Here is a 22,304-nt window from a genome sequence, read left to right as displayed (position 1 = left end):
GGCACGTAGTCTGTTCTGTCGTGTCCAACGCCAACGCAGACAACCAGGTCCAGCCGCCGAGCACCGAGCTGAGCGCCGCGCAGCGCCGGGCGGTGAGCGAGCTGCTGAGAGTCGCCCCCGTCGCCGACGATCTCGCCCGCCGCTTCCAGCAGGCCGGGTTCTCGCTCGCGCTGGTCGGCGGCAGCGTGCGGGACGCGCTTCTCGGCCGTCTCGGCAACGACCTGGACTTCACCACCGACGCCCGTCCCCAGGACGTGCTGCGCCTCGTGCGGCCGTGGGCGGACGCGGTCTGGGAGGTCGGTATCGCGTTCGGCACGGTGGGCTGCCAGAAGGCGGCCGGCCCGGACGGGCCCTCCTACCAGATCGAGATCACCACGTACCGCTCCGAGTTGTACGACCGTACGTCGCGCAAGCCCGAGGTCTCCTTCGGCGACTCCATCGAGGAGGATCTCGTCCGCCGCGACTTCACCGTCAACGCGATGGCCGTCGCACTGCCGGAGAAGACCTTCGTCGACCCGCACGGCGGGTTGGAGGACCTCGCGAGGCGGGTGCTGCGGACGCCGGGCACGCCGCAGGAGTCCTTCTCCGACGACCCGCTGCGGATGATGCGCGCCGCCCGGTTCGCGGCCCAGCTCGACTTCACGGTGGACGACGCGGTGGTCGAGGCGATGACGGCGATGGCCGAACGCATCGACATCGTCTCCGCCGAGCGGGTCAGGGACGAGTTCAACAAGCTGGTGCTCTCCGCACGGCCGCGTAAGGGGCTGCGCATCCTGGTGGACACCGGGCTGGCCGAGCGGGTGGTGCCGGAGATCCCGGCACTGCGTCTGGAGCGCGACGAGCACCACCGGCACAAGGACGTCTACGAGCACTCGTTGACCGTGCTGGAGCAGGCCATCGACCTCGAGGACAACGGCCCGGACCTGGTGCTGCGGCTCGCGGCGCTGCTGCACGACATCGGCAAGCCGCGCACCCGGCGCTTCGAGAAGGACGGCCGGGTGTCCTTCCACCACCATGAGGTGGTGGGCGCGAAGATGACCCGCAAGCGCATGACCGCGCTGAAGTACTCCAACGAGCTGGTGAAGGACGTCTCGCGGCTGGTGGAGCTGCACCTGCGGTTCCACGGCTACGGCGCCGGGGAGTGGACGGACTCGGCGGTCCGCCGCTACGTCCGGGACGCCGGCCCGCTGCTCGACCGCCTGCACAAGCTGACCCGTTCGGACTGCACCACCCGCAACAAGCGCAAGGCGAACGCGCTGGCCCGGGCGTACGACGGCTTGGAGGAGCGGATCGCCAAGCTGCAGGAGCAGGAGGAGCTGGACGCCATCCGGCCCGATCTGGACGGCAACCAGATCATGGAGATCCTGGACGTCGGGCCTGGGCCTCAGGTCGGCCAGGCCTACCGCCACATGTTGGAGCTGCGCCTCGAACACGGCCCGATGTCCCGCGAGGAGGCCGTCGCGGCTCTCAAGCACTGGTGGGCGGAACAGCAGGGCTGAGTCGTCCTCGCCTCACCTCGTACACGCAGGGGCGGGTGTGGGTGTTTCACGTGAAACACCCACACCCGCCCCTGTTGCGGTACTCCATGGGGGGTCGCGGGAGATCGATTCCGTGTTTCACGTGAAACCGTGTTTCACGTGAAACGACGTCGAACGACGTGAAGCAGAGAACCAGGACTCCCGCGCTTGCTGCTTGAGTGGGCCGCTCCGGCCCGTCAGTCGCCGGCGGGGCCCAGGCAGAGGGTGAAGCGGGTGCTGCCTTCCTGAAGGGTGAAGACGGCCTCGGTGCCCTGCGCGCTGGTGCAGGCGAAGCTGCCGGTGATGCCGTTGACCTTCTTCAGGACCTTGTGGGTGGCCTCGCTGTTGTCGCAGTCGAGTCGCTCCAGGTCGGGGCTGCTGTCCGAGCCCTTGTTCCGGAGGCAGTCGCCGACCTCGAGCTGCTTGCTGTCGTCACCGCCGAACACGGCGATGAGGACGCCGATCAGAGCCAGCGGGACGAGGATGGCGGCGATGATGATGCCGGCCTTGTTCTTCTTCTTGGGCGGCTGGGGGACGGGAGCGCCCGGGTAGCCGCCGGGTATGCCCTGCCCGGGCATGCCCTGGGTGGGCGGGCCCTGAGGGTGCATACCCGGCTGGCCCTGGGGAGGCATGCCGGGCTGCCCGTGCGGCGGGGTGCCGTGCGGGGGCACACCGGGCTGGAGCGGACCGGGCTGGTGCGGACCGGGCTGGCCGTAGGGGTTGCCGCCCTGGGGCGGAGGCGGAGGCGGAGTGGACATTCTGGGTCCCCCTTGGGATGGAGTGCCTGACGCACACCTCACTGAGGTGGCCCACGTAAGTTAGCGATAAGGACTGACAACTGCCCGGGTGGGGCCGCCTTGTGACAGGGATGATGCGCGGATGTGACGTCGCGCGCCCCTCACGAGGCCGACGTGCCGGCGAGGCGGGCCCGTCGAATGCGGTGGATCCACCAGGCGATTGCCGCGTACAGCGCCGCCACCCCCACCACCAGCGTCGCCGAACGGCCGTCAGGCGGCAGCATCAGCGCCGCCACGGCGGCGGCGCTGACAAACGCCACGTTGTAGAGCATGTCGTAGAGGGAGAACACCCGGCCCCGGTAGCCGTCGTCCACCTCCGCCTGGACGATGGTGTCGGTGCAGATCTTGGCGCTCTGCGTGGCCGCGCCGAGCAGGAACGCGGCCACGAGCATCGGCCCCGGCCGGAACGGCAGGCCCAGCGGCAGCAGCAGGACGGCGGCCAGCGCCGCCCACAGGCCCATGTAGCCCAACCGCCCGAACCGGCGCGCACCGAGCGGCGTCAGCACCGCCGCGACGAAGAAGCCGAACCCCGAGACGCCGACGGCGAGGCCGAGCAGCGCCATTCCCTCCGCGACGTCCTCCGCCCAGGCGTAGCGGCAGAGCATGAGCACCATCACCGTGAGCGCGCCGTAGCAGAACCGCAGAAGGGTCATCGCGGCCAGCGACTTGGCGGCCAGCGGCCGCTGCCCCAGGTGGTGCAACCCGTTCCACAGGCCACGCACGGTGTCGGTGATCGCGGCCGCGAGGCGCGGCTGGAGGAAGGAGGGCTCGGGGCCGAGGAGTTGGCGGCCGAGCCGTAGGGCCGCCAGCCCGCCGAGCAGGTACAGCGCGGCGGAGAGCAGGACGACGGCGGCGTCCGAGGCGCCGCCGTCGGGCGCCAGCAGACGGACGCCGATCGCGAGTCCGCCGCCGATGGTCGCGGCGATCGTGCCGGCCGTGGGGGAGACGGAGTTGGCCATCACCAGGCGTTCGGCGTCGACGACCCGGGGCAGGGAGGCGGAGAGCCCGGCCAGGATGAAACGGTTGACCGCTGTCACGGAGAGGGCGGAGGCGTAGAACAGCCAGGTCGGCGCCGAGGCCGCGATCAGCGCGGCGGTGCCCACGGCCAGTACCGCGCGCAGCAGGTTGCCGAGCAGCAGCACCTGCCGGCGCTGCCAGCGGTCGAGCAACACACCGACAAACGGGCCGAGCACCGAGTACGGGAGCAGCAGTACGGCCATCGCGGAGGCGATCTCCGCGGGGGACGTCTGCTTCTCGGGGGAGAACACCACGTAGGTGGCGAGCGCCACCTGGTAGACCCCGTCAGAGAGTTGGGACAGCAGCCGCACCGCGAGCAGTCGGCGGAAGTCACGGAAGCGCAGAAGGACGCGTCCGTCGTGGACCAGTCCGGTGCGTGCGTCAGCCATGGTGGTCAGCCTCGCAGATCCTGATCAGCCGGTGCGGGCCGAGTGTTTCACGTGAAACCGTGTCAGCCGGACGCCCGGTCGGCGGTGGCGCGGTCCGGACCGGGTGGGCTGGGCGTTCCCGGCTGCTGCCCCGCGGCCCTTCGGGCCGGCTGCGCCAGCGAGAAGCGGTCCGGTGCGCCGTCGAGCACACCGCCCGACGGGTCGTCCGAGCCGTCCTGGCGCACCCGGTCGAGATGCGGCCTGAGGGCGTCCCGCACGACCAGCGCACAGAGGTAGAGGGTGCCGAGCACGTGCACCGCGATCGTCAGCTGGTACACCTCGGGCGGCAGTCCCTGCTTGTTCTCGCCCCCGCTGGTGTAGGCGAGGTAGTACCAGATACCGAGGTAGTAGACGACCTCGCAGGACTGCCAGATCAGGAAGTCCCGCCAGCGGGGCCTGGCGAGCGCGGCCAGCGGGATCAGCCACAGCACGTACTGCGGTGAATAGACCTTGTTGGTGAGGACAAAGAGGGCGACCACCAGGAAGGCGAGCTGCGCGAAACGAGGCCGTCGCGGCGCGGCCAGCGCGAGCGTCGCGATCGCGGCGCAGCCCAGCAGCATCAGCGCGGTGCCGTAGGTGTTGGCGTTCTCCAGGGGGCTGCCGGTGCGCTGGGAGATGATCAGCCACACCGAGCCGAAGTCGACCGGCCGCTCCTGGCTGAAGGTGTAGAACTTCGTCCAGCCCTCCCACGCGTACAGCATCACCGGCAGGTTCACCAGCGCCCAGGAACCGGCGGCGCCGGCGAGCGCGATCCCCCACTCGCGCAGCCTCCCCGCCCGCCAGCAGAGCACCAGCAGCGGACCGAGGAGCAGCAGCGGGTAGAGCTTCGCCGCGGTCGCCAGCCCCAGCAGGACCCCGAAGGCAAGCGGTCGGCTCCGCGACCACATCAGCATCGCCGCGGCCGTCAGCGCGACGGCCAGCAGATCCCAGTTGATCGTCGCGGTGAGCGCGAACGCGGGAGCGAGCGCGACAAGCAGGGCGTCCCACGGACGACGCCGGTGGGTACGGGCGACGCACACCACGAGCAGGGCGGTGCAGGCCATCAGCATGCCCGCGTTGACCAGCCAGTACATCTGCTGCTCGTGCATCAGCACGGCGGAGTCGGGCGTCAGCCAGGCCGCGACCTGCATGAAGAGCCCGGTGAGCACCGGGTACTCCAGATACTTCATGCCGTGGGAGTAGTCCGCGATCGAGTCCCGGTACGGCACCGCGCCCTCGTGGAAGCCGCGGCCCACGTACAGGTGCGGGATGTCGGAGTAGCAGGCGTGCACGTACTGCGCGCCCTGGCCGAAGAACCACGCCTCGTTGTAGCAGGGCAGCTTCTGCACCATGCCGAGCGCGAAGACACCGAGCGCGACCAGCGCGACGATCCGCACGGGGTTCCACCAGCTGCCGCCGGTCAGAGCCCGCTTGCCGAGCGGACCGCCGATCAGCTCGCTCGCCGCCGCCGCGACCTCGTCCTGGCGGGTGGGCGGTACGGGGCTCTCGTCACGCGCACTCATGGCCGCCATCCTGCCCTACCGCCCCGCCGGCGAGCGGCGAGAGGGGGCGGCGCGGTGGGCACGTCCCGCCCTCCGGCTCGTCCACCGCCTGGTGCTCGCCTAGGACAGGCCCTAGCCCTCGGCGAGGGCGGCGGCGAGTTCCGCCTCGTCCGGCGGGTTGGCGCCGGGCCGGGTGACGGTGACCGCGGCGGCGGCCGACGCGACCCGGAGGACGTCGCCGAGCTGCCGTTCGCCGAGCGCCGCGAGCGCGGCCCGGCGGTCGGCGCCCAGCAGTCCCGCCGCGGCGAGCGCGTGCAGCGCGCCGGCCATGAAGGCGTCGCCCGCGCCGACGGTATCCGCGACGACCACCGGATGAGGATGCCGGTCGACCAGCACGTCCCCGCGGGCGGGGACCGCGAACGAGCCGCGTGCGCCACGCGTCACCAGGACCAGGGAAGGGCCCAGCGCCGCCCAGCGCCCGGCCACCTCCTCCGGGGGCTCGTCGGGAAGGAGCCAGGCGAGGTCCTCGTCGCTCGCCTTCACGATGTCACTGAGGGAGACGCAGCGCTCCACGTGTGCCACCGCGTCGGCGCGCCGGCCCATGAGGGCGGGCCGTACGTTCGGGTCGTAGCTGACGGTCGCGCCCTGCCTCAGCTCCTCGGCGGCGGCCAGCACGGTGGTCGCGCCGGGCTCCAGGACGGCCCCGATCGAGCCGATGTGCAGATGGTCGGTGGCCGGCAGCGGCGTCGGACGCAGTGTCCAGTTGATGTCGAACTCGTAGCGGGCGCCGTCACCGTGCTGGCCGCCGCCCAACCGGACCGTGGCGGAAGGGGTGCGGACGCCCTCGGCGCCGTCGGTGCGCACCCGGACGCCGGCCGAGCGCAGATGCGCGGAGAGCAGGGCGCCGAGCCGGTCCTCGCCGAGCTGGGTCAGCAGATCGGTGGGGTGTCCGAGCCTGGCGAGCCCGTAGGCGACGTTGGCCGGGCTGCCGCCGGGGTGGACGTGCTCCCGGCCGTCCGCGCCCTGGACGATGTCGGCGACGCACTCACCGATCACCAGCATGCTGCCTCCTCTCGCCCGGGCCGCAGGGCCGCGCGCGGCCCGCCTTCCCGGTTCAACCGGCCCCATTCAACCGGACCGGGGCGCCCGGTCCCGGGAGGCGGAGGCGAGTGACCGGAGAAGGTGACGATTGACGCCCTGTCCGGTCGTGGACCACGATCGCCAACGCGGCGGGCCGCCCGGCTCGCCCGGTGGGGCGGGGAGGGGCGTGACGTGCAGCTTCTGGAAGCGCTGGCGATCGGCGGGGCGGCGGTGGCGGCGGGCGCCATCAACGCGGTGGTGGGCTCGGGAACCCTGATCACCTTCCCGACGCTGCTCGCCTTCGGCTATCCGCCGGTGCTCGCCAACGTCACCAACAACGTCGGCCTGGTGCCGGGCACGATCAGTGCTGCCTGGGGCTACCGCCGGGAGCTGCGCGGGCAGTTGCCGCGGCTGCTGCGGTTCGGCGCTGCCTCCCTGGTGGGCGGTCTTGTGGGCGCGTTGCTGCTGCTTCGGCTGCCGGAGTCGACGTTCCGTGCCGTGGTGCCCGTGCTGATCCTGAGCGCCTGCGTGCTGGTGCTGTTCCAGCCGCGGGTGAGCCGGTGGGTGGCGCGGCGCCGGGAGCGCGGCGCGGCAGGCGGCGTCGACGGCGGGACGCCGCTGTGGCTGGGCGTACTCGGCACCGGGGTGTACGGCGGCTACTTCGGCGCCGCGCAGGGCGTGGTGCTCATGGGACTGTTCGGCACGTTCCTCCGCGACGACCTGCAGCGCCTGAACGCGGCGAAGAACGTGCTGGCCGCGATCGTGAACGGGGTCGCCGCCGTGGTGTTCGTGGTGGTGGCGACCGTCGACTGGCAGGCGGCCGGGTGCGTCGCCGCAGGTGCCGTCGTCGGCGGGCTCGCCGGGGCGCGGATAGGGCGGCGGTTGGCGCCGGCGGCGCTGCGCGCGGTGATCGTGACGGTGGGCGTCACCGCGAGCGTGGTGATGATCGTCCGCTGAGCGCGTGCGCACGCGGATCGGCCCCGCGCACGTCGCCTGTGACGTGCGCGGGGCCTGTGAGCGGCGCGGGCCTGCGAGCCGCGGGGTGGCTCAGCCCCGGTACGCCGCCCAGTTGTCGGACATCCGCCGCACCTGGCCGCTGGTGAACTGGGTCATGCAGGCGTCGTACGTGTAGTCCATGAAGTTGTGGATCGGGTCCAGCCCGGGCTTGCGGGGGCAGGAGTCGCGCCCCTCGGGGCACTCGTACGCCGGGCTCGCCTCGGCCGGAGTGTCGTCGACGTAGTCGCCCTTGCCGTTGCAGCCGCCCTGGAACGTGTGGTACAGCCCCAGCCAGTGGCCGACCTCGTGGGTGGCGGTGTCGCCCTCGTTGTAGTTCGGTGTCGATCCGCCGGGCAGCGAGGAGTCGAGCAGGACCACGCCGTCCATCTGCGGGTTGCCCTTGTAGGAGCTGGGGAACGTGGCCCAGCCGAGGAGGTCGCCGCCGGCGCTGTTGGAGTAGATGTTCAGCGTCTCGGGGCCGCCCTGCCGCAGCGCGGCCTTCATCTCGCGCTCGGCGCGGGAGCCGTAACCGGCCGCGTACCAGGACGCGTTGTCGGTGTAGGTGGTCTCCTTGAGCGAGAACCGGAACGGCGAGTTGTTGTTGCCGGCGCCCTTGCCCGCGAAGGCGTCGTTGAGCACGGACATCTGCGCGCTGATGTCCGACTGGCCGAGCTTGCCGGTGCTGCCGTCGTGGATGACGTGCCAGTAGACGGGGATCGTCACGTCGGTGGTGACCAGCGGCGCGGTCGGCTGGAGCCGGCCCTTGTCCCGCAGGTCGGAGACCTTCTTGCGGAGCGCCTTGTCCATCTCCTCGGCCTTGGCGGCGCTGATCTCGTTCGGCTCCGCGCGGTGGGGGCCGCCGTGCTCGTGGCCGGGGGCCGGCTTGCGGGCTCCGGAGAGCGCGGGGGACTCGTCGACGCAGTCCTCGGCCACCTCCGCCGCGGCCACGGCGGTCTGGGCGGGGGCGGACAGCGGAGCCAGGGCGAGCGCTCCGACGACGGCGGCGACACCGATCAGGCGTCTGCGCGTGCCGGCGGACATGCGGGCGCGGTGGAGCATCAGCACTCCTCGTGTGGGGATGGAGGCGGGAGGGTTTTCCTCGTCGCCGCGGGGAGGCTATGGCTCCTTGAACGCGTTCGGTCAGAAGCGAACAGGACCAATAAACAAGCGGTCATCGGGGGGTGTTGGGAGGAGAAGTTACGGTCCGGAGCTTGCTCGGAGATACATCCGTAACGAGACGCGGGCGGAGAGGCCGCTTTGTCCGATCTGGCCGCCCGGCGGCCAGCGGCTGAAAACGACGGCTGAAACACTTCGTTCAAGAAGGGGTTGGCTGGAATCAGCCTTGTCTCTGCCGGGATAGAGATGCGTAAGGACGGTTTCAGGCCACAGCCCAGCCCTCCGGTAGCGCGGGCTCCCGCCCTATCTCCGCGCCCCGGCGCCCCGGCGCCCCGCGCCACGCTCGCCCCCGCGGTCGCCCCGCGTCGGCGGTCACGACGTCAGATAGCGGGCGAGGAGGGCGCGTCGGTGTTGCAGTCGGCTGATGGCCTCGTCCATCTGGGCAAGCCGCTCGCGGACGTCCTCGCGCAGCTCCGCGCACCAGTCGACGCCGGGCGGCGCGTCCCGCACGCAGGGCAGCACCGCGCGGATCAGCTCGGTCGGCAGGCCCGCGTCCAGCAGCGTCCGGATGCGGTGCACGGTCGCGACCGCGTCCTCCTCGTAGTGGCGGTAGCCGTTCGCCGCACGGCCGGCGGTGAGGAGGCCCTGCTCCTCGTAGTACCTGAGCAGGCGCGCGCTGACCCCGGTCCGTCGCGCCAACTCGCCGATCCGCATCCTTCGAACACCCCGCCCCGACCTGGCACTTCCACGCTTGACCTTCACACCGGTGTGAGGCTCTAACGTCGGCGCAGGCGTGGGAATTCCACGCCACAGGGGAACACCATGGCAGGTTGCTGCCGTCCCCTGACGGTTCTTTCGGAAGGGTTCGCGGGTATGGAAACGACAGACAAACCGGTCGCCTGGCTCGACGGCAGGCCTGCGACGGCGGCGCAGCTCACCCCGCTCGCGTTCGCGGGCTACGCGCACTTCACCGCCGTACAGGTGCGCGGCGGACTGCTCCGGGGCCTCGACCTGCATCTGGCGCGGCTGCGGGCGGCCTCGCTGGAGATGTTCGGGCGGGCGCTGCCCGATGCGGACGTGCGCGCGCTGATGCGGGAGGCGTTGGCGCGCGCTCCGGAAGACGTGTCGCTGACCGTCACGGTCTACTCGGCGCCCGGCGAGTTCACCGCCCCGGCGGCGGACGCGGCGCCGGAACGCCCCCGTGTCCTCGTTCGCACAGGGCCGCCCTCCGACGGCCCGACCGGGCCGCTGGCGCTCGCGACGGTCGACCACGAGCGTCCTCTCCCTGCCGTCAAGCACGTCGGCGAGGTGGCCAAGACCTACCACCTGCGGAACGCGGTCCGTCGCGGCTTCGACGACGCCGTCTTCGTCGACCGGCGGGGACGTCTCAGCGAGGGCACGATCTGGAACCTCGCCTTCTGGGACGGCGAGAGGGTGGTGTGGCCGGACGCCGAGATGCTGGCGGGGACGATGATGTCGACGGTCCGCAGGCAACTGGAGAGGAGGAGTGTCCCCCAGGTCGTCCGGCCGGTCACCGTCAAGGACCTGCCGTACCTGTCGGGTGCCGTGGTCATGAACTCCTGGACACCGGCCGTCGTGGTCCGGCGGATCGGGTCCGTCGAGCTGCCGGCGGCCCCGGCCTTCACGGACCTCCTCCATGACGCCCACCAGGCCGAACCGGCCACCGCCCCCTGACCCGGCGCCCCCTGACCCGGCGCGCCGAGGCCGGCGCGGCTGCCCTCGCCTCGCTCAGTCGAGGCAGAACTCGTTGCCCTCGATGTCGCGCATGTTGATGCACGACTCGTTCTCCTCGTCGGCGTACAGCGTCTTCACATGGACCGCGCCGAGGGCGACGAGCCGTTCGCACTCCGCTTCGAGCACGGCGAGACGCTCCTCGCCCACCAGCCCGGCGCCGGCCCGGACGTCGAGGTGCACCCGGTTCTTGGCGGTCTTCCCCTCGGGGACCCGCTGGAAGTACAGCCGAGGCCCCGCGCCCGAGGGGTCCACGCAGGCGAACCACGCGTCCCGCTGCTCCGGCGGCAGCGAGCGTGTGTACTCCTCCCAGCTGCCGAACCCCTCCGGCGGCGGCGGTACGACGTATCCGAGCACCTCGCACCAGAAGCGCGCGACGCGCTCCGGCTCCGCGCAGTCGAAAGTGAGCTGGATATGCCTTATCGATGCCATCCGGCCGACTGTAGCCGCGCCCTTCCGACCACGTCGAAGTCTTTTCGGGGGCCCGCAGCACAGCCAACTCGCCTGGCGCCAGGCGTACCTGCCTCACCGTCCGGCAGGCGAGGTTCGTCCCTCGGGGCTGGCCGTCTCCTCAGCACGGACGGCAGACTTCGGCGGTGACCTCGAACTCTCCACGCCACGTTCGACGCGAAGCGACTCCCGCAGACCCCGCTCTCTATCCGGATCTCGCGGCTGCCGGCGGTCTGGCCGCGGCTCTGGAACTGGCTGCCGCCACGCAGGGGGTGGACGTGGGCGCGGTGATCAGCGACGCTGCGGACCCGCTCCGGACCGCTGGCGTCACCAGCACAGCTCCTGACCGGCGACCTTGCCGGATCCACATCGGAGCTGAGAGCCGGTGGTTCATCATCGACGGCTGGCGGCAAGGCGTCCAACTACTCTCGGGCTCGACCTCCGACCTGGCGGAGCTGGCCCGCGCCGCAGCGGGTTGGCGGAGCGGGGCCCGGCTCCGCGAGATCGAGAAGGTCGCTCCCTTCATCGAGGTGAGCGAACTGGCCGAAGCCCATGAACGCGGTCCGGCCGAAGCGGTCACCGTGCGGTGGCGGCTCCTCCTGGCGGACCTGCGCCAGGAAGCCGATCGACTTGCCGCCGCCCGCTGGACACTGGCCCTCGCCGAGACGGCGTCGGTCGAGCCGAGGCTGCGGCGGTTGTATCCGCTCACCAGTCACTGGTCACTTCACTTCTCGACCTGCACCGGGTTCCCGTACTCGTGGGACGTGCCGTTCGTCGCGCCGCTGGGAGGCGGGCGCTATCGGGTCTGCGGCCCGTCCCGGGGGACGGTGATCGGCGAGGCGGAGACGGCTGAGCAGGCGATCGCCCTGGTGGTGGCCGGGCTACCGGTCGGCTGCGGTCCGGCGGTGGCGGGCACCTCCGACGGTCCGCGTCCGACGTCGATGTGAGGTCGCGCGACGGGAGGTGTGGAGCTGAGCCGCGGGGTGTTCAGCTGTGGGCCATGTCGACGAAGCGGGAGTAGTGGCCCTGGAAGGCGACGGTGATGGTGGCGGTGGGGCCGTTGCGGTGCTTGGCGACGATGAGGTCGGCCTCGCCGGCGCGCGGGGACTCCTTCTCGTAGGCGTCCTCGCGGTGCAGCAGGATGACCATGTCGGCGTCCTGCTCGATGGAGCCGGACTCGCGGAGGTCGGAGACCATCGGCTTCTTGTCGGTGCGCTGTTCGGGGCCGCGGTTCAGCTGGGAGAGCGCGATGACCGGTACTTCCAGCTCCTTGGCGAGCAGCTTGAGGTTACGGGACATCTCGGACACCTCCTGCTGCCGGGACTCGGGCCGGCGGGAGCCGCCGGACTGCATCAGCTGGAGGTAGTCGATGACGACCAGCTTGAGGTCGTTGCGCTGCTTGAGGCGGCGGCACTTGGCCCGGATCTCCATCATCGACAGGTTCGGCGAGTCGTCGATGTACAGCGGGGCCTCGGTGACCTGCGGCATCTGGCGGGCGACGCGGTTCCAGTCCTCGTCGGTCATGCTGCCGGAGCGCATGTGGTGGAGCGCGACGCGCGCCTCCGCGGAGAGCAGGCGCATGGCGATCTCGTTGCGGCCCATCTCCAGGGAGAAGATGACGCTGGGCAGTTTGTGCTTGATGGAGCAGGCCCGCGCGAAGTCCAGCGCGAGGGTCGACTTGCCCATGGCGGGACGCGCGGCGATGACGATCATCTGGCCGGGGTGCAGGCCGTTGGTGAGGGAGTCCAGGTCGGTGAAGCCGGTGGGTACGCCGGACATCTGGCCGCTGCGGGAGCCGATGGCCTCGATCTCGTCGAGGGCGCCTTCCATGATGTCGACGAGCGGCAGGTAGTCCTCGGAGGTGCGCTGCTCGGTGACGGCGTAGATCTCGGCCTGCGCGGAGTTGACGATCTCGTCGACGTCGCCGTCGGCCGCGTAGCCCATCTGCGTGATGCGGGTGCCGGCTTCGACGAGGCGGCGCAGCACCGCCCGTTCGTGCACGATCTCGGCGTAGTACTCGGCGTTCGCGGCCGTCGGCACGGTCTGCACGAGGGAGAGCAGGTAGCCGTTGCCGCCGACCTTCGCGAGTTCGCCGCGCTTGGTCAGTTCGGCGGCGACGGTGATCGGGTCGGCGGGCTCGCCCTTGGCGTAGAGGTCGAGGACGGCCTGGTAGATCGTCTCGTGGGCGGGCCGGTAGAAGTCCTGGCCCTGGAGCACCTCGACGACGTCGGCGATGGCGTCCTTGGAGAGCAGCATGCCGCCGAGGACCGACTGCTCGGCGGCCAGGTCCTGGGGCGGGACGCGTTCGAAGGCGCTGGCCGCGAAGTCGTCGGTGCCGCGGTCGTGCTGTTCGCCGCCGCGGCCCTGGCGGCCGTCGCCGCGTCGCGGACGGGAGAGGGGGAGCCCGGTGCGCACATCGCCGTCGTCCGATGGCGGCGGCGGGGCGTCGACGGCCCAGGGCTCGTCAAGGTGTTCTGGCTGGGCCACCCTCGCCACCTCCTCACGGCCGTGGTCCCTCGTCGGGTGTGTACGGCTCTTCCTACGTCATCGCTCTGACAGATCGGCGCTCGTCCCCGGTTACGGCGCGCCGATCGGGCGGCGAAGACGGGTGGAACCCGGGTGGGACGGGGACGGGCGCCGGACAACGGTACGGCCCTGGCGGCCCGACGCCCAATTCAGTTATCCACAGGCCCCTGTGGGTGACTGGGCAGAACCTGTGGAGAACCCCCCGGAACCTGTGGGCGAGTCGGGGGACAACCCTGTGGACGACGGGGCGCGGCCGCGCGGAAACCCGCTGTGAGCTGGGCATACGTCATCCACGAGCTGTGCAGGGCAAAAAGTTGGGAAGGTTGTTGAAGTTCTGCGCCGATGGGGCGTCGAAGGGGACCCTTCCGGAGGCCGTGTAATAGCCAGCAGAGCCTTGCGATCATTACTTGTGGATGATTGGATCAGTCCATGTCATCGTGGTCATCGCGCTCACCGCAGCCGGGGCGCCCGGGAACCTCACAGGAGGCCCGACAGGAACCGGACACGTCACAGCCCGAGCGCCCACGCCGGTCGGCCACCGAACCCCGGAGCCCACGGCGCGACGCCCCCCGCGACCCCCACCGCGCGCTGAGCCGGCGCCACGACCGGGAGATCATCGCCCTCGCCCTGCCCGCCTTCGGCACCCTCGTCGCCGAACCGCTCTTCCTCCTGACCGACAGCGCCATCGTCGGGCACCTCGGCACCGCCCAACTCGCCGGCCTCGGCGTCGCCGCCGCCCTCCTCGCCACCGGCGTCAACCTCTTCGTCTTCCTCGCGTACGCCACCACCGCCGCCGTCGCCCGCCGACTCGGCGCCGCCGACCTCCCCGCCGCCCTGCGCCAGGGCATGGACGGCATCTGGCTCGCGCTCCTCCTCGGACTCGCCACCACCGCGCTGCTGTGGCCACTGGCCCCCGCCCTCGTCGACGCCGTCGGGGCCTCGTCCACGGCCGCCCCCTACGCGGTGACCTACCTGCGGATCAGCTCGCTCGGCGTGCCCGCCATGCTGGTCGTGCTCGCCGCGACCGGCGTACTGCGCGGACTCCACGACACCAGGACGCCGCTGCTCGTCGCCGTCGCCGGCTTCACGGCAAACGGACTGCTCAACCTGCTGCTCGTCCACGGCCTCGGGATGGGCATCGCCGGCTCCGCCTGGGGCACGGTCCTCGCCCAGGCCGGCATGGCCGCCGCCTACCTGTTCGTCGTGGTCCGCGGCGCCCGGCGGCACGGCGCCTCGCTGCGGCCCGACGCGGCGGGCATCCGGGCCAGCGCCAGGGCCGGCGCGCCCCTCCTCGTGCGGACGCTGTCGCTGCGCGCCGTGCTGATGATCGCCACGGCCGTGGCCGCCCGGCTCGGCGACGTCGAGGTCGCGGCCCACCAGATCACCCTCACCCTGTGGACACTGCTGGCCTTCGCGCTCGACGCCATCGCCATCGCCGGGCAGGCCATCATCGGGCGCTACCTCGGCGCCGGCGACGCCGACGGCGCCCGGGCCGCGTGCCGGCGCATGGTGCGCTGGGGCGTGGCCGCGGGAGTGGTGCTGGGGGCGGCGCTCGCCGCCGTGGCACCGTTCGTCGGAAGGATCTTCACCCCCGACCCCGCCGTACACGACCAACTGCTGGTGGTGCTGCTGGTGGTCGCCCTCGGGCAGCCGATCGCGGGCGTCGTCTTTGTCCTGGACGGGGTGCTGATGGGCGCCGGCGACGGGCCCTACCTCGCCTGGGCGATGCTGGCGGTGCTGATGGTGTTCGCGCCGGTGGCGATGCTGGTGCCGGTGTTCGGCGGCGGCCTGGTGGCGCTGTGGGCGACCCTGGCCGGGCTGATGATGACCACCCGGTTGCTGACGCTCGGCCTGCGGGCCAGGTCGGGCCGCTGGGCCGTCACCGGCGCGGTACGCCGCTCCTGACGGTCAGACGAAGGGTCGCAGGGGAGGCGGCGCGGCGAGAGGCCCGGCGAGAGGCCGCGGCGAGGGGGCACTGCGAGGGGCACGTCGAGAGGCCGCCGCGAGCAGTCACGGTGAGAAGCAGCCGCGCTCTCCGGTGTCCGCGGAGACGAGGCACGCCCGGAGGGCGGCCGGGTCGCCCGCCACCATAGGCGTGGAGAGGTACCCCTCCGCGTCGTACCGGTCCCTGACCTCCACGGTCTGCCGCGGCTGGCCGGGCGCCCGGATCTCGACCCGGTCACCGACCCGCCCGAACCTCACCCGCGCCCAGGCCGCCGAGCAGTCCCCGCTGTAGCGGATCTCGACGGCGGTCCGGCCCGGGTACTCCCGCTCGGCCAGCGTCCGAAGATCACCGCCCGCGAGGGCGCAGGCCTGCGGCTGCGCGTCCTTCCCGGTGCAGCCCTCGCCGTTGCAGCCGGGCCGCAGCGGCCGCGGCTCCGGCTCGGAGCCGTCCCGGGCGAAGAGCACGGAACCGACCGCGGCGCTCAGCAGGAGACCGGTCGACAGGGCGGCGGCGAGCAGATAGCCGCGTCGGCGCGGGTTCCGGTCCGCCCCCGCCCCGCGTGCCGCCGCCGTCCCGCGTGCCGCCGCCGTCCCGCGTGCCGCCGCCGTCCCGTGTCCCGCCGCCGTCCCGTGTCCCGCCTCCGTTCCGCCTCCGGGGCCGGACGGTGGCGCTGCGGCGGGCGCTTCCGGTGCCGGGGCCGTAGCCGGCTGTGGCCGCTCGGGAGTGCGTGGTGCGTTCGTCGTGGGCGGCGGGTACCGGGGCGGTTCGGTCGGGGGACCGTTCGGCGCCGACACCGGCCGGGCCGCGGCGGCCAGTTTCCACAGGGCCACGAGGGGGCCGGCCTGTTCGCCGGCCAGCGCCGCGAGATCCTCCACCAGTTCACGCGGGGGCAGGTGGGTGCCGCTGAGGTAGCGCTGCCAGGACGACCTGCTCGCGGTGGTGCGCTCGGCGAGCGCCGCGAGGCTGAGCCCGGTCAGCTCGCGCAACTCCCGCAACTCCCGCGCGAGTCTGGCCCGTTCCGGCGGGAGCGGGGCGCGACTCAACGCCGGAGTTCCTTCCAGGTGTGCGGCCCCATGATGCCGTCCACCACCAGGTCCGAGTCGTGCTGGAAGCGTTTCACGGCGCGTTCGGTGGCCGCCCCGTACGCGCCGTCGACGACGCCGACCTCGTAGCCCCGGTGCTCCAGCAGGCACTGCGCCTCGACCACGTCCCAGCTGGTGCTGATCTGCTGGAGCACGGCGTCCGTGCTGTTGCTGTGTCCTGCCTCGAGCAGGCCGCCGTCACGGCGGACGTCGCAGTCGTAGGAGCGGCCCGGTTCGAACACGAACTCCGGCTGCGCCGGCGTCCGCTCCTCCGCCACGGTGGATCCGGAGGAGGTCAGCAGCACGGCGACGGCGACCGCGGCGACGGCGAGCCCGCCCACCGCGGCCGCGAGGACGGCCGTGCGGTGGCGTCTTCCGCGCGGCGGGGAGGTCGGCGTGGCACGCGGCTCTTCCGCCGCGTTCTTCGCCGCGGGCGGGGCGTCGGCCTCGTCGGCCTCGCCGGGCCCGCCGGGCCCGCCGGAACCGGGGAGACCTGCGGGGCCGTCGGCCTCCGCGGTGGCGGCCTCCGCCGTGTCGGCCGGTGCGGCGGACACCGGCCCGTTGTCCCAGCTCTCCTCCGCGAGCGCGCGCAGCGCCACGAGCTGGTCCCCGTTCGCCCGGCACAGCTCGGCCAGCTCCCGTACGGCCTCGACCGAGGGCAGACTCCTGCCGTTGAGGTACCGCTCCCAGGACGACTTGCTGTAGTTGGTGCGCCGGGCGAGCGTCGTCAGGCTGAGCCCGTTGGTGTCCTTGAGCCACCGCAGCTGGTCGACGAACCGCTTCACCTGCGGATCGGACGTTCGCGCCCCCGTCGGCCGTCGGCTCATCGACAACGCCTCTTCCCCTCACGTCGCACCCGGCCTGGTCATGGCCCGGAACGTCCCAGAGTACCCAGTGGAATCCGCGACCCGACGGGCGAATTCGTCGGGTCTGAGCGGACAGCCGGGTCAAAGGGACTGTTCGTGAGGTGGGTTGCCGTTCCGGTTACCGCTGTGGGTGTCTCCCCGGATCGACGGAGTGGGGCCGGCCGCTGTCGGGCCGACCCCACTCCCGCCCCCGTTTACCGCCTGAGCGTGTCAGGCGGCGTATGAGCCCGTGGACCGGGCTGTCGAGCGGAAGAAGAAGTGGTACTCGGTGCCGGTCTTGACGTTGGTCGCCAGCACCGTCCACGTGCCCGCCTTGGCCAGCTTGGAGCCACGGCAGCCGAGCTTGCTGAGGCATACCGCGACCCAGCGGTCGGTCTTCGGCTTGATCTGGATGTCGTTGCAGTGCTTGGTGGTCTTGAGGTTGTACCCGGCCGGGTAGAAGTGGATGCCCTTCTCCTTGAGGTACGACCCCGCGTCGCCCCTGCAGGTCGAGGCTGCGCTGACGCCGCCCGATCGTCCTGTCCTCGTCTCGGCCGCCGCAGCGGGTGCCGTGACCAGGGTGCCGCCGAGGGCGGCGAGGGCGGCGAGATGTCTGCGGAAGCCGGGCATGCGGTGTGGATCCCTCCGGTCAGGTGGTTCACGGCCGGGGTGCGACAGGTGGTCGCCCGGGCCGACGCCCACACTCTGCCAGCGGCGACCGGCCCGCCCCGCCGTTCCGTCCCGAGACGGGAAGAAGTGGGTCGCCCTCCGCCCCTGAGCTGCGGAGACGCGGCTGCGCCAGCGGTCTCACCGGGACGCCTCCGCGGGCCTCCGGGCGCTGGTGGGCCTCGGGGCACCTGATCAGGCGACGGCGGCAGGTGGCGTTCGCGTGCCGCGCGAGGTCCGCGGGCGGGGTGCGCTAGTCAGGAGACATGATCACTCTGCGACGTGTCTCCACTGTCCTGCTGTCCGCCGGTGTCGCCACGGCCCTCGGGCTGGGCCTGGCCGCTCCGGCGGCGGCCGCGCCGACCACGATCGTCACCAAGAGCGGCGTGGGCGATGTCACGGTGTACTGCCCCGAGCACCACCGGGTGACCGGTGGCGGCGTCGACGTCGAGCACGACGACGAGATCTCCGTCCTGCGCTCGCGGCCCACTCAGGACGGGCATGGCTGGGAGGGGTCCGCCTGGGGCGAGGTCGACGACAAGGCCGACAAGGCCGACGAGGGCGGCAAGGACGGGAAGGGCAAGGGGAAGGGCAAGGGCGGCAAGGGCAAGGACGGGAAGGGCAAGGACGGCAAGGGCAAGGGGAAGGGCGGCAAGGAGGAGGCGGACGAGCCGCGGGCGCTGCCGCTGACCGTCTACGCCGTCTGCGTCCCGGGCCGCTGATGCCGGCCGGGCGCCACCGCCGCCACTGACGCGTGTGGGGCCGCGACCCTTGACGGGTCGCGGCCCCACACGTCGGACGCGCGTCCGAGGAACGTCACCGCCGTCAGGCGGGCTGCACCTCGATGCCGACCTTCGCGACGACCTCGGAGTGCAGACGCACCGAGACCTCGTGCAGGCCGAGGCTCTTGATCGGCGAGCCGAGCTCGATGCGGCGCTTGTCCAGGTCCGGGCCGCCCGAGGCCTTCACCGCGGAGGCGATGTCGGCCGGGGTGACGGAGCCGAAGAGGCGGCCGCCGTCGCCGGCGCGGACCTTGAGCCGCACCTTGGTGCCCTCGAGCTGGCCCTTGATGCTGTTGGCCTGCTCGATCGTGGCGATCTCGCGGATCTTGCGACCGCGACGGATCTGCTCGACGTCCTTCTCGCCGCCCCGGGTCCAGCGGATCGCAAAACCGCGGGGGAGCAGGTAGTTACGGGCGTACCCGTCCTTGACGTCGACGACGTCGCCGGCGATGCCGAGGCCGGAGACCTCGTTGGTCAGGATGATCTTCATCAGTGGGTCACCCTTTCCTTATCGCGCGGTCGAGGTGTAGGGCAGCAGCGCCATCTCACGGCTGTTCTTCACAGCCGTGGCGACGTCACGCTGGTGCTGGGTGCAGTTGCCGGTGACCCGGCGGGCACGGATCTTGCCGCGGTCGGAAATGAACTTCCGCAGCAGGTTCGTGTCCTTGTAGTCGACGTAGGAGATCTTCTCCTTGCAGAACACGCAAACCTTCTTCTTAGGCTTGCGAGCAGGCGCCTTCGCCATTGTCTCTCTCCAGTGGGATGTTCAAGAAGTGGGTGCTGAGCCCGGCCTTCGTCAGAAGGGGGGCTCGTCCGAGTAGCCGCCGCCCTGGCCGCCGGAGCCGCCGCCCCAGCCGCCACCGCCGCCGCCCTGCTGGCCGCCGCCGGCGGGGGCGCCGGTCGCCCAGGGGTCCTGCCCCTGGCCGCCGCCCTGACCGCCCTGGCCGCCGCCCCAGCCGCCGCCGCCCTGGCCGCCCTGGCCGCCGCCGAAGCCGCCGCCCTGGCCGCCGCCGCGCGCACCGGTCTTGGTGACCTTCGCGGTGGCGTAGCGAAGCGCCGGCCCGATCTCGTCCACCTCGAGCTCCATCACGGTGCGCTTCTCGCCCTGCTGGGTCTCGAAGGAGCGCTGACGGAGCCGGCCCTGGGCGATGACGCGCATTCCCTTGGTGAGGGACTCCGCGACGTTCTCCGCGGCCTGCCGCCAGATGGAGGAGCGGAGGAACAGCGGCTCGCCGTCCTTCCACTCGTTGGTCTGGCGGTCGAACGTCCGAGGCGTCGACGCGATGGTGAAGTTCGCGACGGCCGCACCGGACGGGGTGAATCGCAGCTCGGGGTCGTCGGTCAGGTTGCCGACGACGGTGATGACGGTTTCGCCTGCCATGGGTGAACCTCTCGGCGATTGCTGCTGGCTGCTTGGTGCGGGGTGGTGCGGGTGCGGGTGGTGCTGACGTGCCGCCCTGGGCGGCACGCGGGGGGTGCTACTCGGTGGCCCCTCGGTCACTCAGCGCGCGGTGGGCGCGCTCAGTGGGTCGAGGGACGCAGGACCTTGGTCCGGAGGACCGACTCGCTCAGGTTCATCTGACGGTCGAGCTCCTTGACGACCGCGGGCTCGGCCTGCAGGTCGATGACCGTGTAGATGCCCTCGGGCTTCTTGTTGATCTCGTAGGAGAGACGGCGACGGCCCCAGGTGTCGACCTTCTCGACCTTGCCCTTGCCCTCACGGACAACGGCGAGGAAGTTCTCGATCAGCGGGGAGACCGCGCGCTCCTCGACCTCGGGGTCGAGGATCACCATCACCTCGTAGTGACGCATGTGGAACCCACCTCCTCTGGACTCAACGGCCACGGTCGTTCCGTGGCAGGAGGGTTGTTATGCGTGCCGGCACGGGTGTGTTCCGAACCTGCCCCCCATTCCTATCCGACGCCACTGACAATCCGAGGAGGGTCAGTGGGACCGGCCGGAACCCCGGCCGTGGAGCCGGCGGGGCGCAGGGCAGACACCAGTGCAGACGGTACAGAGTAGCCGCCGATGCCCTTCCGGTTGAAATCCGCCGGTGAACAGCCGCAATCTGGACACATCGGGTGTGAGCGGCGCTACACTCCGCGCCGCCTTCCGGCAGGAGGTGTCCCATGGCACAAGCGGTACGGGAACGCGGGTTCCGTTCCCAGCTCGGCAACATCCTCAACAGCGACGGCAAGCCCCATCCGGTGGAGAACGCCTGGGTCGCGGCGGCCGTGGTGGTGGGCCTGGTCGCCTTTGTGGCCGGCTTCTTCCCGGGGCTGCACCTGCTGGCCTCCTGGGCGGGGCTGCTGGGCATCCTGGCGGCGGCCTGGGGGCAGATGATCTCCGCCACCACCGCCGAACGGTTTCTGTTGATCATCAGTCTGGGCGCTGCCGCCGTGGGCTTCTACCTCGGCATGGCAAACGGCGGACTGTTCGGAGGCATCCTCGGCTGAGCGACTCCTCCCGGGCGCGGGCCCGGCGCGGGCGCCACGGGCCCCGGGTGCGGCATGCGCGCCGCGCCCGGGGCCGTACGGCCGCCTGCCGCTCCCAGTAGGCTTCGCGGCAGACCTTGTGACCACGAGGGTGACGACGAAGCCGGATCTGCGGAGTAGCGCGGAGGAGCGCCCAGCATGAGCTTGACCCTGAGGACGATCAGCCGTGAGCAGCACCTGGCTTACATCCAGGGCCTGCCCTCGGCCAGCCACTGCCAGGTGCCCGCATGGGCGGACGTGAAGACGGAGTGGCGGTCGGAGAGCCTCGGCTGGTTCGACGACAGGACCGGTGAGCTGGTCGGCGCGGGTCTGGTGCTCTACCGCCAGCTGCCGAAGGTCAAGCGCTATCTGGCGTACCTCCCGGAGGGGCCGGTCATCAACTGGTACGCGCCCAACCTCGAGGAGTGGCTGCAGCCGATGCTGGCGCACCTGAAGTCGCAGGGCGCGTTCTCCGTCAAGATGGGTCCGCCGGTTGTCATCCGAAAGTGGGACGCCGCCGCGATCAAGAAGGGCATCCAGGACCCCGAGGTCAAGCGCCTGCGGGACGTGGAGGCGACGTTCATCGAGCCGCGCGCGTTCGAGGTGTCGGACCGGCTGCGCCGGATGGGGTGGCAGCAGGGCGAGGACGGCGGCGCCGGCTTCGGTGACGTGCAGCCCCGCTTCGTCTTCCAGGTGCCGCTGGAGAACCGGACGCTGGAGGAGGTCCACAAGGGCTTCAACCAGCTGTGGCGGCGCAACATCAAGAAGGCCGAGAAGGCGGGCGTCGAGGTCGTGCAGGGCGGCTTCGACGACCTGGCCGAGTGGCAGCGGCTGTACGAGGTGACGGCGGAGCGGGACCGTTTCCGGCCGCGCCCGCTGGGCTACTTCCAGCAGATGTGGAAGGCCCTCAACTCCGAGGACCCGAACCGGATGCGGCTGTACTTCGCCAAGCACGAGGGCGAGGCGGTCGCCGCCGCGACGATGCTGGTCGTCGGCGGCCACGTCTGGTACTCCTACGGCGCCTCGGCGAACCACAAGCGCGAGGTCCGGCCGTCCAACGCGATGCAGTGGCGGATGCTCCAGGACGCCTACGCGCTCGGTGCGAGCGTCTACGACCTGCGGGGCATCTCGGACTCCCTGGACGACAGCGACCACCTCTTCGGCCTCATCCAGTTCAAGGTCGGCACCGGTGGCGAGGCCGCCGAGTACATCGGCGAGTGGGACTTCCCGCTGAACAAGCTGCTCCACAAGGCGTTGGACATCTACATGTCGCGCCGCTGACCGGCTACCGGCCGCCCGGTCCTCGTTCCCCCCGCCGCCCCACCCGGGACTGGCCCTGTCTCTTATACA

23 protein-coding genes are annotated in these 22,304 nt (G+C 71.6%); 8 read left to right on the top strand and 15 right to left on the bottom strand.

Annotated elements, in window-relative coordinates:
* The first annotated feature begins 20 nt into the window (after nucleotides 1-20).
* On the top strand, nucleotides 21-1,499 hold the full coding sequence (locus GL263_RS04280) for a CCA tRNA nucleotidyltransferase (protein WP_182854212.1): 1,479 nt from the start codon (nucleotides 21-23) through the stop codon (nucleotides 1,497-1,499).
* Nucleotides 1,500-1,714: 215 nt separating this feature from the next.
* Here GL263_RS04280 and GL263_RS04275 read toward each other — a convergent pair whose 3' ends face one another.
* The 4 genes from GL263_RS04275 to GL263_RS04260 form a co-directional block, all read right to left on the bottom strand.
* Nucleotides 1,715-2,275, bottom strand: coding sequence for an LppU/SCO3897 family protein (locus GL263_RS04275; RefSeq protein ID WP_182854211.1), 561 nt, complete (start codon nucleotides 2,273-2,275; stop codon nucleotides 1,715-1,717).
* A gap of 140 nt (nucleotides 2,276-2,415) precedes the next feature.
* Nucleotides 2,416-3,720 (bottom strand): MFS transporter, encoded by a 1,305-nt coding sequence (locus GL263_RS04270; protein WP_182854210.1) that lies wholly within the window; start codon nucleotides 3,718-3,720, stop codon nucleotides 2,416-2,418.
* A gap of 62 nt (nucleotides 3,721-3,782) precedes the next feature.
* Nucleotides 3,783-5,261 carry a glycosyltransferase family 87 protein gene (locus tag GL263_RS04265; RefSeq protein WP_182854209.1) on the bottom strand — a complete coding sequence of 493 codons (1,479 nt, stop codon included), beginning with the start codon at nucleotides 5,259-5,261 and terminating at the stop codon, nucleotides 3,783-3,785.
* A gap of 111 nt (nucleotides 5,262-5,372) precedes the next feature.
* Nucleotides 5,373-6,302: a carbohydrate kinase family protein gene (locus GL263_RS04260; protein ID WP_182854208.1), complete on the bottom strand. Its 930-nt coding sequence runs from the start codon at nucleotides 6,300-6,302 to the stop codon at nucleotides 5,373-5,375.
* A gap of 210 nt (nucleotides 6,303-6,512) precedes the next feature.
* Between GL263_RS04260 and GL263_RS04255 the strand changes: the two genes are divergently transcribed.
* On the top strand, nucleotides 6,513-7,277 hold the full coding sequence (locus GL263_RS04255; protein ID WP_182854207.1) for a sulfite exporter TauE/SafE family protein: 765 nt from the start codon (nucleotides 6,513-6,515) through the stop codon (nucleotides 7,275-7,277).
* Between the two features lie 90 nt (nucleotides 7,278-7,367).
* Here the strand turns inward: GL263_RS04255 and GL263_RS04250 are convergent, their stop codons facing one another.
* On the bottom strand, nucleotides 7,368-8,375 hold the full coding sequence (locus GL263_RS04250) for a zinc metalloprotease (RefSeq protein ID WP_182854206.1): 1,008 nt from the start codon (nucleotides 8,373-8,375) through the stop codon (nucleotides 7,368-7,370).
* Between the two features lie 429 nt (nucleotides 8,376-8,804).
* Nucleotides 8,805-9,146, bottom strand: coding sequence for a MerR family transcriptional regulator (locus GL263_RS04245; RefSeq protein ID WP_182854205.1), 342 nt, complete (start codon nucleotides 9,144-9,146; stop codon nucleotides 8,805-8,807).
* 159 nt (nucleotides 9,147-9,305) lie between these two features.
* Here GL263_RS04245 and GL263_RS04240 point away from each other — a divergent pair, with 159 nt between their 5' ends.
* Complete coding sequence (locus GL263_RS04240) at nucleotides 9,306-10,127, top strand: aminotransferase class IV family protein (protein ID WP_182854204.1); 822 nt, start codon at nucleotides 9,306-9,308, stop codon at nucleotides 10,125-10,127.
* Nucleotides 10,128-10,181: 54 nt separating this feature from the next.
* Here the strand turns inward: GL263_RS04240 and GL263_RS04235 are convergent, their stop codons facing one another.
* On the bottom strand, nucleotides 10,182-10,616 hold the full coding sequence (locus tag GL263_RS04235) for a VOC family protein (protein WP_182854203.1): 435 nt from the start codon (nucleotides 10,614-10,616) through the stop codon (nucleotides 10,182-10,184).
* A 305-nt stretch (nucleotides 10,617-10,921) separates the two neighbouring features.
* Here GL263_RS04235 and GL263_RS04230 point away from each other — a divergent pair, with 305 nt between their 5' ends.
* Nucleotides 10,922-11,581 (top strand): DUF6193 family natural product biosynthesis protein, encoded by a 660-nt coding sequence (locus GL263_RS04230; protein ID WP_323379242.1) that lies wholly within the window; start codon nucleotides 10,922-10,924, stop codon nucleotides 11,579-11,581.
* A gap of 40 nt (nucleotides 11,582-11,621) precedes the next feature.
* Here GL263_RS04230 and dnaB read toward each other — a convergent pair whose 3' ends face one another.
* Nucleotides 11,622-13,121, bottom strand: coding sequence for a replicative DNA helicase (dnaB, locus tag GL263_RS04225; protein WP_182854201.1), 1,500 nt, complete (start codon nucleotides 13,119-13,121; stop codon nucleotides 11,622-11,624).
* Nucleotides 13,122-13,589: 468 nt separating this feature from the next.
* Here dnaB and GL263_RS04220 point away from each other — a divergent pair, with 468 nt between their 5' ends.
* A complete protein-coding gene (locus GL263_RS04220) occupies nucleotides 13,590-15,065 on the top strand; it encodes an MATE family efflux transporter (protein WP_182854200.1) in 1,476 nt (491 codons plus the stop codon).
* 105 nt (nucleotides 15,066-15,170) lie between these two features.
* Here the strand turns inward: GL263_RS04220 and GL263_RS04215 are convergent, their stop codons facing one another.
* From GL263_RS04215 to GL263_RS04205, 3 genes are all read right to left on the bottom strand, one after another.
* Complete coding sequence (locus tag GL263_RS04215) at nucleotides 15,171-16,148, bottom strand: DUF2690 domain-containing protein (RefSeq protein WP_182854199.1); 978 nt, start codon at nucleotides 16,146-16,148, stop codon at nucleotides 15,171-15,173.
* Nucleotides 16,145-16,972, bottom strand: a complete 828-nt coding sequence (locus GL263_RS04210) for a peptidoglycan-binding protein (RefSeq protein ID WP_323379241.1) — start codon at nucleotides 16,970-16,972, stop codon at nucleotides 16,145-16,147. The genes GL263_RS04215 and GL263_RS04210 overlap by 4 nt, the downstream gene beginning before the upstream one ends.
* Nucleotides 16,973-17,263: 291 nt before the next feature.
* A complete protein-coding gene (locus GL263_RS04205) occupies nucleotides 17,264-17,662 on the bottom strand; it encodes a hypothetical protein (protein ID WP_182854197.1) in 399 nt (132 codons plus the stop codon).
* 302 nt (nucleotides 17,663-17,964) lie between these two features.
* Here GL263_RS04205 and GL263_RS04200 point away from each other — a divergent pair, with 302 nt between their 5' ends.
* Nucleotides 17,965-18,420 carry a hypothetical protein gene (locus tag GL263_RS04200; RefSeq protein ID WP_182854196.1) on the top strand — a complete coding sequence of 152 codons (456 nt, stop codon included), beginning with the start codon at nucleotides 17,965-17,967 and terminating at the stop codon, nucleotides 18,418-18,420.
* Between the two features lie 103 nt (nucleotides 18,421-18,523).
* Here the strand turns inward: GL263_RS04200 and rplI are convergent, their stop codons facing one another.
* The 4 genes from rplI to rpsF form a co-directional block, all read right to left on the bottom strand.
* Nucleotides 18,524-18,970, bottom strand: coding sequence for a 50S ribosomal protein L9 (gene rplI / locus GL263_RS04195; protein ID WP_143647569.1), 447 nt, complete (start codon nucleotides 18,968-18,970; stop codon nucleotides 18,524-18,526).
* A gap of 18 nt (nucleotides 18,971-18,988) precedes the next feature.
* Nucleotides 18,989-19,225 (bottom strand): 30S ribosomal protein S18, encoded by a 237-nt coding sequence (rpsR, locus tag GL263_RS04190; protein WP_143647570.1) that lies wholly within the window; start codon nucleotides 19,223-19,225, stop codon nucleotides 18,989-18,991.
* A 51-nt stretch (nucleotides 19,226-19,276) separates the two neighbouring features.
* Nucleotides 19,277-19,861, bottom strand: a complete 585-nt coding sequence (locus GL263_RS04185) for a single-stranded DNA-binding protein (protein ID WP_182854195.1) — start codon at nucleotides 19,859-19,861, stop codon at nucleotides 19,277-19,279.
* Nucleotides 19,862-20,001: 140 nt separating this feature from the next.
* Nucleotides 20,002-20,292, bottom strand: coding sequence for a 30S ribosomal protein S6 (gene rpsF / locus GL263_RS04180; RefSeq protein WP_182854194.1), 291 nt, complete (start codon nucleotides 20,290-20,292; stop codon nucleotides 20,002-20,004).
* Between the two features lie 317 nt (nucleotides 20,293-20,609).
* Here rpsF and GL263_RS04175 point away from each other — a divergent pair, with 317 nt between their 5' ends.
* On the top strand, nucleotides 20,610-20,936 hold the full coding sequence (locus GL263_RS04175) for a hypothetical protein (RefSeq protein WP_182854193.1): 327 nt from the start codon (nucleotides 20,610-20,612) through the stop codon (nucleotides 20,934-20,936).
* Between the two features lie 177 nt (nucleotides 20,937-21,113).
* The gene (locus GL263_RS04170) at nucleotides 21,114-22,235 is read left to right on the top strand and encodes a lipid II:glycine glycyltransferase FemX (protein ID WP_182854192.1); all 1,122 of its coding nucleotides are present in this window, start codon (nucleotides 21,114-21,116) and stop codon (nucleotides 22,233-22,235) included.
* The last annotated feature ends 69 nt before the right edge of the window (nucleotides 22,236-22,304 follow it).

It is taken from the genome of Streptomyces durbertensis, from assembly GCF_014156695.1.
In the GTDB taxonomy this organism is placed as follows: domain Bacteria; phylum Actinomycetota; class Actinomycetes; order Streptomycetales; family Streptomycetaceae; genus Streptomyces; species Streptomyces durbertensis.
The sequence above is the reverse complement of the archived record's forward strand: the minus strand, read 5'-3'. Positions and strand labels throughout refer to the sequence as shown.